The sequence below is a fragment of the Streptomyces sp. NPDC030840 genome, assembly GCF_055572015.1.
The window spans coordinates 1-15,526 of record NZ_JBVIEE010000037.1 but is presented as its reverse complement, the minus strand read 5'-3'; the positions used below and the strand labels follow the sequence as shown (position 1 = coordinate 15,526).

18 protein-coding genes are annotated in these 15,526 nt (G+C 68.2%); 10 read left to right on the top strand and 8 right to left on the bottom strand.

Annotated features, from left to right (window positions below):
- Positions 1-114 precede the first annotated feature (114 nt).
- The 4 genes from ACZ49J_RS43265 to ACZ49J_RS43250 form a co-directional block, all read right to left on the bottom strand.
- Positions 115-531, bottom strand: a complete 417-nt coding sequence (locus ACZ49J_RS43265; protein ID WP_467456811.1) for a hypothetical protein — start codon at positions 529-531, stop codon at positions 115-117.
- A gap of 150 nt (positions 532-681) precedes the next feature.
- Positions 682-1,287, bottom strand: coding sequence for a hypothetical protein (locus ACZ49J_RS43260; RefSeq protein WP_467456812.1), 606 nt, complete (start codon positions 1,285-1,287; stop codon positions 682-684).
- Between the two features lie 209 nt (positions 1,288-1,496).
- Positions 1,497-2,015, bottom strand: coding sequence for a hypothetical protein (locus tag ACZ49J_RS43255; protein ID WP_467456814.1), 519 nt, complete (start codon positions 2,013-2,015; stop codon positions 1,497-1,499).
- Positions 2,016-2,125: 110 nt separating this feature from the next.
- Positions 2,126-3,781, bottom strand: coding sequence for a beta-N-acetylhexosaminidase (locus ACZ49J_RS43250; protein ID WP_467456816.1), 1,656 nt, complete (start codon positions 3,779-3,781; stop codon positions 2,126-2,128).
- 182 nt (positions 3,782-3,963) lie between these two features.
- On the opposite strand from ACZ49J_RS43250, the gene ACZ49J_RS43245 reads away from it, so the two are divergent.
- The 8 genes from ACZ49J_RS43245 to qcrB all read left to right on the top strand — a co-directional run bounded on the left by ACZ49J_RS43245 (position 3,964) and on the right by qcrB (position 12,205).
- Complete coding sequence (locus ACZ49J_RS43245) at positions 3,964-4,599, top strand: 2-oxo-4-hydroxy-4-carboxy-5-ureidoimidazoline decarboxylase (protein ID WP_467456817.1); 636 nt, start codon at positions 3,964-3,966, stop codon at positions 4,597-4,599.
- Positions 4,600-4,906: 307 nt separating this feature from the next.
- Positions 4,907-5,287, top strand: a complete 381-nt coding sequence (gene sdhC, locus ACZ49J_RS43240) for a succinate dehydrogenase, cytochrome b556 subunit (RefSeq protein WP_467456818.1) — start codon at positions 4,907-4,909, stop codon at positions 5,285-5,287.
- A gap of 5 nt (positions 5,288-5,292) precedes the next feature.
- Positions 5,293-5,784, top strand: a complete 492-nt coding sequence (locus tag ACZ49J_RS43235) for a succinate dehydrogenase hydrophobic membrane anchor subunit (RefSeq protein WP_467456819.1) — start codon at positions 5,293-5,295, stop codon at positions 5,782-5,784.
- Between the two features lie 23 nt (positions 5,785-5,807).
- Positions 5,808-7,562: a succinate dehydrogenase flavoprotein subunit gene (gene sdhA / locus ACZ49J_RS43230; protein ID WP_467456821.1), complete on the top strand. Its 1,755-nt coding sequence runs from the start codon at positions 5,808-5,810 to the stop codon at positions 7,560-7,562.
- Complete coding sequence (locus ACZ49J_RS43225) at positions 7,562-8,338, top strand: succinate dehydrogenase iron-sulfur subunit (protein ID WP_467456823.1); 777 nt, start codon at positions 7,562-7,564, stop codon at positions 8,336-8,338. Before sdhA ends, ACZ49J_RS43225 begins: the two co-directional genes overlap by 1 nt.
- 368 nt (positions 8,339-8,706) lie before the next feature.
- Positions 8,707-9,516, top strand: coding sequence for a cytochrome bc1 complex diheme cytochrome c subunit (qcrC, locus tag ACZ49J_RS43220; RefSeq protein WP_467456825.1), 810 nt, complete (start codon positions 8,707-8,709; stop codon positions 9,514-9,516).
- Positions 9,513-10,571: a cytochrome bc1 complex Rieske iron-sulfur subunit gene (qcrA, locus tag ACZ49J_RS43215; protein ID WP_467456826.1), complete on the top strand. Its 1,059-nt coding sequence runs from the start codon at positions 9,513-9,515 to the stop codon at positions 10,569-10,571. Before qcrC ends, qcrA begins: the two co-directional genes overlap by 4 nt.
- Positions 10,568-12,205 (top strand): cytochrome bc1 complex cytochrome b subunit, encoded by a 1,638-nt coding sequence (qcrB, locus tag ACZ49J_RS43210; protein WP_467456827.1) that lies wholly within the window; start codon positions 10,568-10,570, stop codon positions 12,203-12,205. The genes qcrA and qcrB overlap by 4 nt, the downstream gene beginning before the upstream one ends.
- 40 nt (positions 12,206-12,245) lie before the next feature.
- On the opposite strand, the gene ACZ49J_RS43205 is transcribed toward qcrB, so the two are convergent.
- Positions 12,246-12,629, bottom strand: coding sequence for a hypothetical protein (locus tag ACZ49J_RS43205; RefSeq protein ID WP_467456829.1), 384 nt, complete (start codon positions 12,627-12,629; stop codon positions 12,246-12,248).
- A 92-nt stretch (positions 12,630-12,721) separates the two neighbouring features.
- Positions 12,722-13,174 (bottom strand): ATP-binding protein, encoded by a 453-nt coding sequence (locus tag ACZ49J_RS43200; protein ID WP_467456831.1) that lies wholly within the window; start codon positions 13,172-13,174, stop codon positions 12,722-12,724.
- Positions 13,175-13,411: 237 nt separating this feature from the next.
- Between ACZ49J_RS43200 and ACZ49J_RS43195 the strand changes: the two genes are divergently transcribed.
- Both ACZ49J_RS43195 and ACZ49J_RS43190 read left to right on the top strand, forming a co-directional pair.
- Positions 13,412-14,263: a helix-turn-helix domain-containing protein gene (locus tag ACZ49J_RS43195; RefSeq protein ID WP_467456833.1), complete on the top strand. Its 852-nt coding sequence runs from the start codon at positions 13,412-13,414 to the stop codon at positions 14,261-14,263.
- Positions 14,264-14,278: 15 nt separating this feature from the next.
- Positions 14,279-14,473: a DUF397 domain-containing protein gene (locus ACZ49J_RS43190; protein ID WP_467456834.1), complete on the top strand. Its 195-nt coding sequence runs from the start codon at positions 14,279-14,281 to the stop codon at positions 14,471-14,473.
- Between the two features lie 239 nt (positions 14,474-14,712).
- Here the strand turns inward: ACZ49J_RS43190 and ACZ49J_RS43185 are convergent, their stop codons facing one another.
- Together ACZ49J_RS43185 and ACZ49J_RS43180 are read right to left on the bottom strand one after the other, a co-directional pair.
- The gene (locus tag ACZ49J_RS43185) at positions 14,713-14,982 is read right to left on the bottom strand and encodes a hypothetical protein (protein WP_467456835.1); all 270 of its coding nucleotides are present in this window, start codon (positions 14,980-14,982) and stop codon (positions 14,713-14,715) included.
- A complete protein-coding gene (locus ACZ49J_RS43180; RefSeq protein ID WP_467456840.1) occupies positions 14,979-15,146 on the bottom strand; it encodes a polymorphic toxin type 17 domain-containing protein in 168 nt (55 codons plus the stop codon). The genes ACZ49J_RS43185 and ACZ49J_RS43180 overlap by 4 nt, the downstream gene beginning before the upstream one ends.
- Positions 15,147-15,526: the final 380 nt, after the last annotated feature.

Genomic DNA, 15,526 nt, shown 5'->3' with positions numbered 1-15,526 from the left:
GCAGTCAGCGCGTCCGGCGTTCGGCTTCGGTTTCGCGCCCGGCGTTCGGCGTTCGGCTTCGCGTCCGGCGTCCGGCGTTCGACTTCCAGCCCGTCCGCGGCCACAGGCCAGGGGTCAGCCCAGCGCGTCCAGGCACAGCAGCCTCAGCGACCCGTCGCCCGCGTAACACCGCCGCGCCTCATCGATCGGATCCCAGAACCGGCCGTCCGGCGTCCGCACCCACAACGCGCCGTCCGCCGACACCCACTCCCCACCACTCGCGCGGACGACCACCTCACCCGCGTACGCGCCGAACCCACGCACCACACTCTCGACGGCGGCCCACGGCGTCCCCTCCCGCCGTATCTCCTCGATCATCCGGTCCACCCGCCACAGACTCCGCGCCGAGTAGTCGAGACGCACCCGCGCCCCTTCGCGCATCATCCCCACCACGTCCGCCGCCCACCGAATGGGCTTGCCCGCGCAATGGTTCCGTGTCCCGTCCTGCGTGGCTGTCGTCGCCGTCCGTGCCGTCTGCTGTACGTCGTTCACACTGGGGAAAGCGCTCCTCGCACGCGCCGTGTCACGCGAAAACATGGGTTGCGCGAGACCGACCCAGGACCGCCACAGCGGCAGCAGGACAGTCACAGGACCCTTGCAGGAACCGGGGTTTGAGGTTCCGGACACGGCTCCGGCCGAGCGTCACACCTTGCCCCGCGCCCGCCGCGACACCACCGCCCGCAACACCCGCCGCCCCTCCGTCGACACGTCGAGCGCCTGCCGTACCCCGTTCGCCCCGTGCCCGGCGAGCAGCTCCAGCACGGTGACCTGGCGGCGCAGCTCGGCGGCGACGAGCGGGGACATGCCCTCCGTACGCCCCTCACGGCGGGCCGTCACGGACGGGCCGCCCTCCCCCTCCGCCCTGCTGCCCATGGGATCGAGCAGCCGGTGTATCCGCAGCGCGGCCACGGAACAGGCGTCGGCCCACTCCCGCAACGCCGCCGGCGACCGCTCACCGGGTACGGCGGCCAGCATCCTGCGGGCCAGCAGGGCGGCCTCGTCCTCGACGGAACCGCCGGCAGACCCCCCGTCCCCGCCCTCGACGTCCCCCGTACCCAACTCGCCGCGCACCTTGGTGACCCGCTCCGCCCAGTCACCCCAGACGTCCCCGTCCGCGAGGCTCGCCCACAGCGGGCGCAGTACCTCGTCATCGCCCCCGAGCAGCGGAACGCAGCGATCCAAACAGGCCACCGCGCTGGCGGCCAGCCCTCGTTCGTCGGCCTGTGCGATCAGTTCCACCAGGCTCATCACGCCTCCCCTTTTTCTGTGGCTCGGTTCGCCTCCGGGGCGCCGGAGCCTGTGCCGAGAGCCCGACCGTGCTCAGCCCCTCCTTCGTCGGGGCCTGCGCGCGCTCGGGCTCTCGGTACAGGCACGCCCCTTCGGCTCACTCGCCCTCGGGCGCACCCGCCGATACGGAGCCCGCACTTCCCCTTACTGCGTGCGACGGCCCGGGAGTGTCACAGAGGCACGACCCCGAGCCGGTCGAGCAGCTGGAACAGCAGGTTTTCGGCCAACGGAGCCGCCGGGTCCGGCTCCATGGCCAGGACCTCGGCGAGTCGCTCGGCGTTCACCGTGTGCCCGGCCTCCGCGGCCCAGGCGACGGCCCGCTCGGCGGCGTCGCGCGGCTCCAGGAAGTAGTCCTCGACGGTGAGCCCGTCCCCGGATCCGCCGAGGTGTCCGGCCATCGCGCCGCGCGCCAGGCACGTGGTCCAGCCCCCGCTCTCGGGGGCCGCGGCCTCGATCACCACGCAGTCGCTGTCCATGACGTAGCCGAAGAGGGCGGGCGCCCCGGTCTCCCGGGCGAGGGCGTGCATGCTGCCGACGTCACCGGAGCCGTCCTGGTTCGGATACTCCCAGACCTGCCAGCCGTCATCCGCGCGCGAGAGCAGCGACATGCCCTCCGCCCCGGCCAGCGCGTCGAGCTCGGCGAGCGGCCGCTCGCTTCGGCCCACGACGTAGTACCCCCAGTAGCCCATCCCGTCTCCCCCGGCATCTCGGTACGACTGGGCCGACTCCACCACAGCGGTACGACGGTTCGCCCCCGGAATCGGGCAATCCGCCCCGGGCGGAGCACCTCCCCGGCGCGTCAGCCGACCTGGTCAGCCAGCTGCCTGAACTCCGCCCACGACAGCGCCGGCTTCCCCGGATCCCACAGCTTCTGGGTCAGTGCCCGCAGCGGCATCCGTACGCCCGCCGCCACCTGCGCCTCGGTCTGGGAGTTCGCCAGGTCGCACCAGACCGCGAAGGAGCCGCCCAGGATCTGGTCGTCGTACCGCTGGGGCACCGCGGTCGTGCCGCGCAGCACCCGCGGGGTCCACTGCTCGTAGATCCGCTGCCCGGTCGGGTAGAAGAACTGGTTGGGCTCGCCGAGGACGTAGTACAGGAACTCGTCGTTGTAGTTGATCACCTCGCGTCCGGCGCTCAGGTACTCGACCGGCTGCCGGGCCCCGATCTCCTTGCCGGTCCAGTAGGCCACCTGGATGTCGCGCGCCGGCTGCACCGTGCCGCCGCTGAAGAACCCGTCGTTCCAGGCCCGCGCCGTCCGGTCATGCCCCCGTACGGTGGCGTTCCGGTCGTTCATCCAGCCGGTCGTCAGGTCCGCCACGGTCGCCCCCGCCCCGTACTTCTCCTGCGCCGCGCTCGCCAGCTGCGGGTAGGACGCCTCGGGGTTCGAGACCATCAGGGCCCGGTACTCGTCGGCGCCGAGGTGCCAGTAGGGGCCGGGGAACAGGTCCGCGTACTCGTTCAGCAGGTCGTCGACGATGTCCGCCGCCGCGGGCTTGGAGATGTCCACCGCGCCGGACGCGGCCACGCCACTGGCGTTGCGCAGCTGCAGGTCCGGGTGGGCGGCGATCACCGCGCCCAGGTGGCCCGGCGAGTCGATCTCGGGGACGACCTCGATGTGACGGCTCGCCGCGAGGTCCACGATGCGCCGCACCTGCGCCTTGGTGAGGTGCTGCTCCGACACCACCTCGGGGTGCGAGTCCGACTCGATGCGGAAACCCTGGTCGTCGGAGAAGTGCAGTCCGAGCTGGTTGTACTTCAGGTCGCCCAGCTCGCGGATGCGGTCCTCGATCCAGCCCGCCGTGAAGTGCTTGCGCGCGATGTCCAGCATGAACCCGCGCTGGGGCTTGGCCGGCTCGTCGTTCACGACGCCCTCGGGTGCCGTACCGCCGCGGCGCACCTCCTGCTTGAGGGTGCGGGTGCCGTAGAAGACGCCCGTGTCGGTGGGTGCGGAGATCGTCACGCGCCGGTTCTTCACGGTCAGCGTGTAGGACTCGGACTCCGGCTGGTTCTCGCCGTTGAGGGTCAGCTCCACGTCCCCGTCGCAGGGCTCGGCCTGTCCGGCGTACGTGAGGCCCAGCTCACTCGCGGTGAGCTTGCCCTCGTCCGCCAGCTTCTTGTCGTCGATCACGAGCCGGGCGCCGTCGGAGGGGCTCCAGCCGGGGCCGCGGGCGGGTGTGTGCTGCCGTACCGCCGGGATGGTCCGGGGCGCCTGGGAGAGCGGGTACGAGCGCGTGGGCGAGGGGGACGGGGAGGCGGTCGGGCAGTCGCCGGGAGCGTTGGCCGCGCCGGCCTCCGTCGACCGGGCCGCGGGCGACTCCTCCGTGTCACCTTCCGGCCAGACCGTCACCCCCAGCGCGACGGCACCACTCGCCACGGCGATTCCCGCTCCGAGAAGCAACCCCTTCGGCACCACGAACGTCTTCTTGTGGGGTGCCCGGCGCCGACCACGGTTCATAACGCGCCTCCGATAGCTCCCTCAGTCCGCTTCCGCCGCATCTCACGTACCTCCACGCACACACCTCCATCTTCGAACCTACGACGTCCATCCGCCCCGACCGTCCACCAGCGGTTCCGAAACTCTTCCGTCCGGGTGAATTTCGGGCTCCGTTCGGACAGTCGTTGACCGCCCTCGATAACGTGACGGCACATCTCGCACACCATCTCCTGCCGACCCGCACGCGACGTTCACAAGACATCGCCACTCACCGCCGAGGACCCACGCTGCCTTCGCACCGTCTTCCCCACCTCCCCGGCGAGGTCGCCTTCCCGGAGCAGTCGCGCACCGCACCCGGCCCCGCGGCCCTGGAGGGGTTCAACACCGCGCCCGACGGCGACGCCGAGCGCGCCCTGCTCACCTGCTGCCGAAGCCTGCGCTGGGCCCGCCGCGTCGCCGAGCACCGGCCCTACCCGGACCTGCCCGCACTCCTCGCCGCGGCCGACGAGGCGGCCTACGACCTGTCGCCCACCGACGTCGCCGAAGCCCTGGCCGGCGAGACACTCACCGTGCTCCCGGACGGCTCGTACCCCGTCGCCCACACCGCGCTGAGCGCCGCCCACGCCGCGTACGAGAGCCGCTTCGGCCATGTCTTCGTGATCTGCCTGGACGACGCCCCCGCCGACGAGGCCCTCGACCGGGTCCTCACCGGCATCCGTTCCCGCCTGACCAACGACCCGGAAGAGGAACGCCTCCTGGCAGCGGAGGAACTCCGCCGCCTGGCACGGGGAAGGCTGACGAGGGTGGTAGGGAACTTCTCCACCCAGGCTGTGCAATAGCGGAGGGCGCGGAGCGCCCCGAAGGGGCGCGGGGCTGTATCTGATATGCGGCTCCGCCGCGTGGGCGCGACAAGCCATATACCACCCCGAACCCGGCCGAACAGATCAGCCAGCCACCCCCGTAGCCGCAGGGCCAGCACCCCGTCCGTGCACGTTTGAGTGCCAGTTTGATCACACCGGCAGGCCCCCCGTAAGCGCCGCAGGCACCGCTCGCTACGATGGCCAGGGCCGGTGGACCGTACCCGGCCGGGCCCGACCGACAGCACAAGCCGGCGCGGCCCCAATCCCCGCTCCCGGAGGAACTTCCGTGCCGGCTGGAACGCTGTACCGCGGCCGGGAAGGAATGTGGTCCTGGGTGGCTCACCGAGTCACCGGCGTCCTCATCTTCTTCTTCCTGTTCGTACACGTGCTGGACACCGCTCTCGTCCGTGTCTCCCCCGAGGCCTACGACAAGGTCGTGGCCACGTACAAGACGCCCCTCGTCGCTGTGCTGGAGTACGGCCTCGTCGCCGCCATCCTCTTCCACGCGCTCAACGGCCTGCGCGTCATCGCCGTCGACTTCTGGTCGAAGGGCACGCGCTACCAGAAGCACATGCTCTGGACCGTCGTTGGCGTCTGGCTCGTGCTGATGCTCGGGGCGATCTACCCCGTGCTCGGCCACGCCGCTCGTGAAGTCTTCGGGAGCTGAGGCACATGTCCACCACTGAGACCACCGCATCCGGAATCGGCCCGGTAGAGGGCAATGGCGAGCTGTCGGGCTACAGCCCCGAGAACCCGGCTCCCGTCATCGAGCCGCCCCGCAAGCGCACCAAGAAGACCCCGAAGTCGACCCGCGGCAACTTCGAGATGTACGGCTGGCTGTTCATGCGCCTGTCCGGCATCGTGCTGGTCGTCCTGGTCATCGGCCACCTGCTCATCCAGCTCGTCCTCGACGGCGGCGTCTCCAAGATCGGCTTCGCCTTCGTCGCGGGCCGCTGGGCCTCGCCCTGGTGGCAGACCTGGGACCTGCTGATGCTGTGGCTGGCCATGCTGCACGGCGCGAACGGTCTGCGTACCGTTATCAATGACTACGCCGAGCGCCCGAACACGCGCCTGTGGCTGAAGGGCCTGCTGTACACCGCCACGGTGTTCACCATCCTGCTGGGCACGCTGGTGATCTTCACCTTCGACCCGAACATCCGCTAGGCACGGGGCTGAGGTATCCACTCATGAAGATCCACAAGTACGACACCGTCATCGTCGGCGCCGGCGGCGCCGGCATGCGCGCCGCCATCGAGTCGACGAAGCGCAGCCGCACCGCCGTGCTGACCAAGCTGTACCCCACCCGCTCCCACACGGGCGCCGCGCAGGGCGGCATGGCCGCCGCGCTGGCCAACGTGGAGGAGGACAACTGGGAGTGGCACACCTTCGACACGGTCAAGGGCGGTGACTACCTGGTCGACCAGGACGCCGCCGAGATCCTGGCGAAGGAGGCCATCGACTCCGTCCTCGACCTGGAGAAGATGGGCCTGCCGTTCAACCGCACCCCGAACGGCACGATCGACCAGCGCCGCTTCGGCGGTCACAGCCGCAACCACGGCGAGGCCCCGGTCCGCCGCTCCTGCTACGCGGCCGACCGCACCGGCCACATGATCCTCCAGACGCTGTACCAGAACTGCGTGAAAGAGGGCGTGGAGTTCTACAACGAGTTCTACGTCCTGGACCAGCTGATCACCGAGGTCGACGGCGTCAAGAAGTCGGCCGGTGTCGTGGCGTACGAGCTGGCGACCGGCGAGATCCACGTCTTCCAGGCGAAGGCCGTGATCTACGCGTCCGGCGGCTGCGGCAAGTTCTTCAAGGTGTCGTCCAACGCGCACACGCTGACCGGTGACGGCCAGGCCGCCGTCTACCGCCGGGGTCTGCCGCTGGAGGACATGGAGTTCTTCCAGTTCCACCCGACCGGCATCTGGCGCATGGGCATCCTGCTGACGGAGGGCGCCCGTGGTGAGGGCGGCATCCTCCGCAACAAGGACGGCGAGCGCTTCATGGAGAAGTACGCGCCGGTCATGAAGGACCTCGCCTCCCGCGACGTGGTCTCGCGCTCCATCTACACGGAGATCCGCGAGGGCCGTGGCTGCGGCCCCGAGGGCGACCACGTGTACCTCGACCTGACCCACCTCCCGCCGGAGCAGCTGGACGCCAAGCTGCCCGACATCACGGAGTTCGCGCGGACCTACCTCGGCATCGAGCCCTACACGGACCCGATCCCGATCCAGCCGACCGCGCACTACGCGATGGGCGGCATCCCGACGAACGTCGAGGGTGAGGTCCTGGCGGACAACACCACGGTCGTCCCCGGCCTGTACGCGGCCGGTGAGGTCGCCTGCGTGTCCGTGCACGGTGCCAACCGCCTGGGCACGAACTCGCTGCTGGACATCAACGTGTTCGGCAAGCGGGCCGGTATCGCGGCGGCGGAGTACTCTCAGAAGGCCGACTTCGTGGAGCTCCCGGAGAACCCGGCCCAGCTCGTGATCGACCAGGTCGAGCGGCTGCGGGACTCGACCGGGACCGAGCGCGTGGCGGAGCTGCGGCGCGAGCTGCAGGAGACCATGGACGCGAACGTCATGGTGTTCCGCACCGAGCAGACCATCAAGACGGCCGTCGAGAAGATCGGCGAGCTGCGCGAGCGCTACCGGAACGTGGCGATCCAGGACAAGGGCAAGCGGTTCAACACCGACCTGCTGGAGGCCATCGAGCTGGGCAACCTGCTCGACCTGGCCGAGGTCATGGCGGTCTCCGCCCTCGCCCGCAAGGAGTCCCGCGGCGGTCACTACCGCGAGGACTACCCGAACCGCGACGACGTCAACTTCATGCGCCACACCATGGCGTACCGCGAGGTCGGCGACGACGGCACCGAGACCGTCCGCCTCGACTACAAGCCGGTCGTCCAGACCCGCTACCAGCCGATGGAGCGTAAGTACTGATGGCAACCCCGACCCTGGACAAGGCGGACGCCGCGCAGCCGGAGCCCGGTTTCGCCGACTCCCCGTACATCACCGTCACGTTCCGCGTGCGCCGGTTCAACCCGGAGGTCTCGGCGGAGGCGACCTGGGAAGACTTCCAGCTGGAGATCGACCCGAAGGAGCGCGTCCTCGACGGCCTGCACAAGATCAAGTGGGACGTCGACGGCACCCTCACCTTCCGCCGTTCCTGCGCCCACGGCATCTGCGGCTCCGACGCCATGCGGATCAACGGCAAGAACCGCCTCGCGTGCAAGACGCTGATCAAGGACATCAACCCCGAGAAGCCGATCACGATCGAGCCCATAAAGGGCCTCACGGTCCTGAAGGACCTGGTCGTGGACATGGAGCCGTTCTTCCAGGCGTACCGGGACGTGATGCCCTTCCTGATCACGAAGGACACCAACGAGCCGACGCGCGAGCGCCTGCAGTCCGCCGAGGACCGCGAGCGCTTCGACGACACGACGAAGTGCATCCTCTGCGCCGCCTGCACGTCCTCGTGCCCGGTCTTCTGGAACGACGGCCAGTACTTCGGTCCGGCCGCGATCGTCAACGCGCACCGCTTCATCTTCGACTCGCGTGACGAGGCCGGCGAGCAGCGTCTGGAGATCCTCAACGACAAGGACGGCGTGTGGCGCTGCCGCACGACCTTCAACTGCACGGACGCCTGCCCGCGCGGTATCGAGGTCACCAAGGCCATCCAGGAGGTGAAGCGCGCGCTCATCACGCGCCGCTTCTGATCCCCTCTCCGGCGCCTTTCGCCACAGCCGCTTTCTTCGACAGCAGCTGAAAAAAGGGCCCCGCTTCCGTGTCGCGGAACACGGAAGCGGGGCCTTTTCCCGTTCTGACGGCTCCGTCATCTTCCCGTTCGGACGACTCCGTCACCGTCCCGGGCTATCCGAGGGCCAGGCATGCAAGCTCACACGAATGGGCGCCCCTTCGCCTGCCCGTGAGCGGTCATGGCGCATGAGAGACGGGGGACACGCCCCCGGACGCGGGCCCCGGCGTCCCGGCGGGCGCGGCGGCCGCTACGAATTCAAGTAGCCGCGGACGCTTCCATCGACATCCTGTAGATATCGACGCCAATGCATTGATATCGGGGTAATCCGTGGAAAAGCTCTCCAGGCGACGACGTCACCCGTCAGCGGCGTCCGTCGTCCTCCTCCTCGCGCTGGTGTGCAGCGGGGCGCTGTACGCCGCGTTCTCACCCGTGGTCAAGGCGCGGGCCGGGGTACCCGCCCAGTCCCTCGCCGTCGAGGAGGGCAAGAAGCTCTACGACGTGGGCTGCGCCAGCTGCCACGGCACCGGCGGACAGGGCACCACCGACGGGCCGAGCCTGGTCGGCGTGGGCGCCGCTGCCGTCGACTTCCAGGTCGGCACCGGCCGTATGCCGGCCCAGCAGCCGGGCGTGCAGGTCCCGGACAAGAGGAGGATCTACTCGCAGGCGGAGATCGACCAGCTGGCTGCGTACGTCGCCTCGCTCGGCGCCGGCCCCACCATTCCGACGCGGGACCAGTACAGCCCCGAGGGAGCGGACATCGCCAAGGGCGGTGAGCTCTTCCGTACCAACTGTGCGCAGTGCCACAACTTCATCGGCGCGGGCGGTGCGCTGTCCAGGGGCAAGTGGGCGCCCAGCCTCAAGGACGTCGACCCGAAGTACGTCTACGAGGCCATGCAGACCGGCCCGCAGAACATGCCCAACTTCCCCGACACCACGCTGACCGAGCAGAACAAGAAGGACATCATCGCGTACCTGCACGCGGTCAACAGCGAGGACACCGTGAGCCCCGGCGGCCTGGAGCTGGGTGGACTCGGCCCGGTCACCGAAGGTCTGTTCGGCTGGATCTTCGGTCTCGGTGGGCTGATCGCCGTCGCGGTGTGGGTCGCCGCTCGGACCGCGAAGGCCAGGAAGTCATGAGCAGCGAGGACCTCCCCGAGGAGAATCTGCCGGCTCAGCGGGACGCCGCGGATCGCGCGGCAGCCGTCGCGGACACGATGAACCCGTTCGCCGACCCGGGACTGCCGCCCCACGAGAAGCGGATCCAGGACGCCGACGCGCGGGCGGCCAAGCGCTCCGAGCGCACGGTCGCCCTGCTCTTCACGGTGTCCGTCCTGGCCACCATCGGTTTCATCGCCTCGTACGTGGCGATCCCCATCGAGAAGGCCATCTACGTCTGGCCGATCGGACACGTCAGCGCGCTGAACTTCGCGCTGGGCCTCACACTCGGCACCGCGCTGTTCTGCATCGGCGCGGGCGCGGTCCACTGGGCCCGCACCCTGATGTCCGACGTGGAACTCGCCGACGACCGTCACCCCATCGAGGCCCCCACCTCGGTGCGTGAGAGGGTCCACGCCGACTTCAGGCAGGGTGCCGCGGAGTCGCAGCTGGGCCGCCGCAGGCTGATCCGCAACTCGATGCTCGGCGCGCTCACACTGGTCCCGCTCTCCGGCATCGTCCTGCTGCGCGACCTCGGTCCGCTGCCCGAGGAGAAGCTGCGCCACACGCTGTGGTCCAAGGGCAAGCTGCTCGTCAACATGAACACGGACGAGCCCTTGCGGCCGTCCGACCTCACGGTCGGGTCGCTGACGTTCGCCAAGCCCGAGGGGCTGGAGGAAACGGACGAGGACTTCCAGACCCAGATCGCCAAGGCCGCGCTGATGGTCGTCCGGATCCAGCCGGGTGACATCAAGGACAAGCGCGAGCTGGAGTGGTCCCACGAGGGCATCGTGGCGTACTCGAAGATCTGCACCCACGTGGGCTGCCCGGTTTCCCTGTACGAGCAGCAGACGCACCACGTCCTCTGCCCCTGCCACCAGTCCACCTTCGACCTCGCGGACGGGGGCCGGGTGATCTTCGGCCCCGCGGGTCACGCCCTGCCGCAGCTGCGCATCGGCGTGAACGACGAGGGCTACCTCGAAGCGCTCGGCGACTTCGACGAACCGGTCGGTCCTTCCTTCTGGGAGCGCGGATGAGCACTCCGAACAACTCCGGGTCCCGCTCTCGCGGACAGGCACCGGCCGGCGAGCGGCTTGCCGACTGGGCCGACGGCCGCCTGGGGATCTACGCCCTGGCCAAGGCGAACATGCGCAAGATCTTCCCGGACCACTGGTCCTTCATGCTGGGCGAGGTCGCGCTCTACAGCTTCCTCGTCATCATCCTCACGGGCGTGTATCTCACGCTGTTCTTCCACCCGTCGATGAACGAGGTGGAGTACCACGGCAGTTACGTCCCGCTGCAGGGCCGGCTGATGAGCGAGGCCTTCAAGTCGACGCTGGACATCAGCTTCGACGTGCGCGGCGGTCTGCTCATCCGGCAGATCCACCACTGGGCGGCGGTCATCTTCCTCGCCGCCATGTTCGTGCACATGATGCGGATCTTCTTCACCGGCGCGTTCCGCAAGCCGCGCGAGATCAACTGGGTGTTCGGCTTCCTGCTGTTCGTCCTGGGCATGTTCACCGGCTTCACCGGCTACTCGCTCCCGGACGACCTGCTCTCCGGCACCGGTGTCCGCTTCACCCAGGGCGCGATCCTGTCGACCCCGATCGTCGGCACGTACCTGTCGTTCTTCATCTTCGGCGGCGAGTTCCCCGGCGACGACTTCGTCGCCCGGTTCTACTCGGTCCACATCCTGCTGCTGCCGGGCATCATGCTGGGTCTCGTGGCGGCGCACCTGATCCTGGTCTTCTACCACAAGCACACCCAGTTCCCGGGCCCCGGACGGACCAACAAGAACGTCGTCGGCATGCCGCTGCTGCCCGTCTACATGGCCAAGGCGGGAGGGTTCTTCTTCCTGGTCTTCGGTTTCACGGCCCTGCTGGCCGGCATCGCGTCCATCAACCCGATCTGGCTCCTGGGCCCGTACCGCCCGGACCAGGTGACCACGGGCGCCCAGCCCGACTGGTACATGGGCTTCGCCGAAGGCATGGTCCGGGCCATGCCCGGCTGGGAGGTCAATTTCTGGGGCCACACGCTCGTCCTGGGCGTGTTCGTCCCGCTGGTGCTCTTCGGCCTCTTCCTCAGCCTGATGGCGCTCTACCCGTTCATCGAGGCCTGGATCACCGGGGACAGACGCGAGCACCACATCCTGGACCGGTCGCGCAACACCCCCACCCGAACGGCCCTCGGTGTCGCCTGGGTCACCGGATACATGATCATGCTCATCGGCGGCGGCAACGACATCATCGCCCTCCGCTTCAATCTGTCGATCAACGCGGTCACCTGGTTCGTCCGCATCGCGTTCTTCGCCGGTCCCCTCATCGCGTTCGTCATCACCAAGCGCATCTGCCTAGGCCTCCAGCACCGGGACAAGGACAAGGTGCTGCACGGCCGTGAGACGGGCATCATCAAGCGCCTCCCGCACGGCGAGTTCATCGAGGTCCACGAGCCGCTCAGCCAGGAGCAGTTGCACACGCTCACCGCGCACGAGCAGTACCGCCCGGTCGGGGTCGGCCCGGCCGTCGACGAGCAGGGCGTCCGGCGCAAGGTGAAGAGCTCGGAGAAGCTCCGCGCCAAACTGAGCAAGGCGTACTTCGGCGAGGAGAACCAGGTCCCGAAGCCGACGGTCGAGGAGTTCAAGGAGGTCACGAGCGGTCCGGAGCACCACTGACCACCCAACGGGTGGGCGCTGCGGGACCTCCTGGCTTTCCCTAGGTCCGCCCGGCCTGCGCCGACTTCGACGTCCGGGCCAACAGCAACCCGGCGGCCCCGGCCACGACCCCCGCGGCCCCGAACGAGAGGAAGCCCCGGGAGGAACGCCACGACAGCACCGACCACGTCGACTGCGCGGACAGGACCGACCCCGTACTCAGCCACGACCCGGCGGAGACCAGCGACAGGGCGGACCCGATGGACCCGGCCGACAGCACACTCCCGACGGACCCGACGGACAGGGCCGACCCGACGGACCCGATGGACAGCACCGACCCGACAGAGCCGATCGAGAGCACGGAGTCCTGGGACCACAGGGAGAGCGCGGAACCGGAGCAGGTGGGGCGCGCCGGCGGGAGCGGTGTTTCAGGCAGCTTGGTCATGAGTCCATCCTGCCGCCCTGGACGCCGTGCGCCAGTGCGCCGAGCACTTCACCCCTTGGTCGCGACCGTCGGAGCGGGCCCAAACCTTCCGATCAGAGGCGGGGAGCCCGCCACTCGGCCCACACCTCCTTCCCACCTGAGCCGCGACGCCCGTTGACGACAAGGAAGTGCCCCCACTCATCGGCACACGCCCGCGTCAGCCACAGCCCGCGCCCGCTCTCGTCATCGAGCCCCGGCTGCGGACTCTCACGCGGAGGGCAGGAGCTGCTGTCCCACACACTGAGCCGCAGCCGCCCGTCCACTCGCCCGAGCCGCACGGCGACGGGGTCCCTCGTACAGGCCAGGGAGTTGGTGACGAGCTCCGAGGCGACGAGCTGGGCGTTGTCGAGGACGGCGGGCGCGGTCTGGTACCGGGTGAGCACGGTCCGGACATGGGCGCGAACGATGCCGGGTCCGAGGGGTGAGTGAGGGATGCGGAGGGCGTACTCCCAGTCCGTGTCGAGCAGGGAGGGGGTCGCGGTCTGCGTCTGGGCGAGTTCGGTCACGGCCGTAACTCCTCTTCGGGTCAGGGGGGTTGGTTTGGCGAACCAGTCAGTCGGGGTGACAGGAGGGCGGTGGCTCCGCCGCCGCTGCCGGGTGCTGCGCTGGGGCAGGGCGGTGCGCTTCCGGGAATCCCGACACCACGTTGAGTAGTTGGCGTGACACTGAAAGTAGAGCATTCGGAGTAGGGTTACTACCCACTACGTCAAACCACTACCCCTAAGAGTGAGAGGAACGGCAGCATGCCGCCAAGGGCATCAGCGACCGTACGACAGCAACGCCTCGGCGCTGAGCTGCGCAAACTGAGGGAACGAGCAGGTCTGACCGCCCGTGAGGCGGGGGAGCTACTGAACGTCAACGCGGCGCGCATCAGCTCCATCGAGGCCGGCCGCTTCGGCGTCAGCGCCGACCGGGTCCGCGTCTTCGCCCACAGCTACGGCTGCTCGGACGAGCCGTACATCGAGGCCTTGGCGGCAATGACCGTGGGACGCGGCCGCAACTGGTGGGACGAGTATCGAGAGAACCTACCCTCAGGCCTCCTCGACCTGGCCGAGCTGGAGCACCACGCGACCGCGATCCGTACGGCGCAGATCGCTCACATTCCCGGCCTGTTCCAGACGGTGGACTACGCGCGCCTGATCTTCCGCCAGTCCATTCCGAAGCTGTCACCCCCGGAGATCGAGCACCGCGTCACCCACCGCATCAAGCGTCAGGGCATCCTCTTCGCGGCCAATCCGACCCCGTACACGGCGATCATTCATGAGGCCGCCCTGCGCATGCGGTTCGGCGGGCGAGACGTGACGCGCGAACAGTTGGAGCACGTCATCGAGATGAGCAAGCTCGACCACGTGACCGTCCTGGCGATCCCGTACGACGCCGGCATCTTCCCCGGCGCCGGACAGACCGTGCTGTACGCCGAGGGCCCCGTCCCCCCACTGGACACGGTCCAACTCGACGCCGAACATGGGTCCGTATTCCTCCACGCGGACCTCCAACTGGAGAAGTACCGCACGTTCATGACGCGCTTCGAGGCGGTCGCACTCAAGGAGTCCGCCTCACGAGACCTGATCCGCGAGATCGTCAACGACCTGTGAAAGGGCCCGCCCGAAGTGTCCACCCTCCACTGGCAGAAGTCGTCCTACAGCAGCGAGGGAAACAACTGCCTCGAACTGGCCGCCGCCCCCGACGGAACGATCCGCCTTCGCGAGTCCGACGAACCAACGATCAGCCTCACCTTGCAAGCGCCAGGCCTCGACTCCCTGCTGCGCGCAGCTCGCCGAGAAATACGGGGTTTTCAAGGTTGAGCGGTGCGGTCCGTTGTCGATGCCCTCATGTGGGCGCGCGGCCGGCGAGGATGTGCCACTTCAGCGCGAGAGAAGGCTGAGACGACCCACCGGACACAGCAGGCGACCACTGACGTTCCCGTCAACTACTGCCGGCAGACAGCACTGGAGCCCTACCGATCAACACTGGCCGGACACCGAATCCTCATGTCGACGCACCTGGTCGCGTGACGGACGATGAGGCAACCGAGAGATTTGACCTACTCCACCTCTTCTTCTGAATACCGTTCCGCCTGAACCTTGACGGATTCGCCGCTATAAACATCTTTGCGATCAATGAGACGCCCGGTCGACACAAGGTCACTCTCTGGAAGCATGAAGGTTTCATTGCCGACGAGAACAGCATAGCCCTTTCCGTCCGCACCCTGACTCTTGCCCAGAATCACCCCGCTGGCGCCACCAACTCCGAGCTCTATGGCATGGGCGGCTTCTAGCACTGTGACAATTTCATCGAAATCAAACTCCCTCATCCGTGGGTCACCTCACCAAAGAGATCTATGTTGACATGGCGATTACCGTGAAAGAGCCAACTGATCTTTTCTCGCCCTTGACGCAACAATTGGACATCCCACTCGAGAGGATGCCCCTCGGTGCGCGATGGGTCCACCGTCCATTCGTTACCGAAGCGATCGATCTATCCACCATTACGGCCCCGAGGCAGAGGGTTCGCAGGATTGCAGCGCTTCGGAGGTATGTACCGAATGCACCCTCGGTTCTGCAGGCCAAATTCACTCCCTGTGAACGAGAAGCGGCGTCTCGCCCGCCAGTACATAGAACATGTGCTCGCCGAGCAGTCGTCACCTGCATTTTCGTTGGTCAGCGAATTCAGGCCGGTCCATGGTACGCCGCATCGCTCTCTCCCGCCTGCTGCGTCCAGTCAACTACTGCCGTCACCCCACGCAGAAGCCCCGCCAGGACGCGGCGGATTCCAGGGGTCGTTGCAACACGTGGTTGGTTGATCAGGCCGCGAGCAGTTTATGCAGGCGCTCGGCTGGGGTTTCCCAGTCGAGTGTT

Excerpts from the sequence above, each read along its gene's own strand:
- ACZ49J_RS43185 (WP_467456835.1), bottom strand. The coding sequence starts at position 14,982 with ATGAGGGAGTTTGATTTCGATGAAATTGTCACAGTGCTAGAAGCCGCC.
- ACZ49J_RS43250 (WP_467456816.1), bottom strand. The coding sequence starts at position 3,781 with ATGAACCGTGGTCGGCGCCGGGCACCCCACAAGAAGACGTTCGTGGTG.
- ACZ49J_RS43260 (WP_467456812.1), bottom strand. The coding sequence starts at position 1,287 with ATGAGCCTGGTGGAACTGATCGCACAGGCCGACGAACGAGGGCTGGCC.
- ACZ49J_RS43225 (WP_467456823.1), top strand. The coding sequence starts at position 7,562 with ATGGCAACCCCGACCCTGGACAAGGCGGACGCCGCGCAGCCGGAGCCC.
- sdhA (WP_467456821.1), top strand. The coding sequence starts at position 5,808 with ATGAAGATCCACAAGTACGACACCGTCATCGTCGGCGCCGGCGGCGCC.
- ACZ49J_RS43235 (WP_467456819.1), top strand. The coding sequence starts at position 5,293 with ATGTCCACCACTGAGACCACCGCATCCGGAATCGGCCCGGTAGAGGGC.
- ACZ49J_RS43255 (WP_467456814.1), bottom strand. The coding sequence starts at position 2,015 with ATGGGCTACTGGGGGTACTACGTCGTGGGCCGAAGCGAGCGGCCGCTC.
- ACZ49J_RS43205 (WP_467456829.1), bottom strand. The coding sequence starts at position 12,629 with ATGACCAAGCTGCCTGAAACACCGCTCCCGCCGGCGCGCCCCACCTGC.
- qcrA (WP_467456826.1), top strand. The coding sequence starts at position 9,513 with ATGAGCAGCGAGGACCTCCCCGAGGAGAATCTGCCGGCTCAGCGGGAC.
- ACZ49J_RS43195 (WP_467456833.1), top strand. The coding sequence starts at position 13,412 with ATGCCGCCAAGGGCATCAGCGACCGTACGACAGCAACGCCTCGGCGCT.
- qcrB (WP_467456827.1), top strand. The coding sequence starts at position 10,568 with ATGAGCACTCCGAACAACTCCGGGTCCCGCTCTCGCGGACAGGCACCG.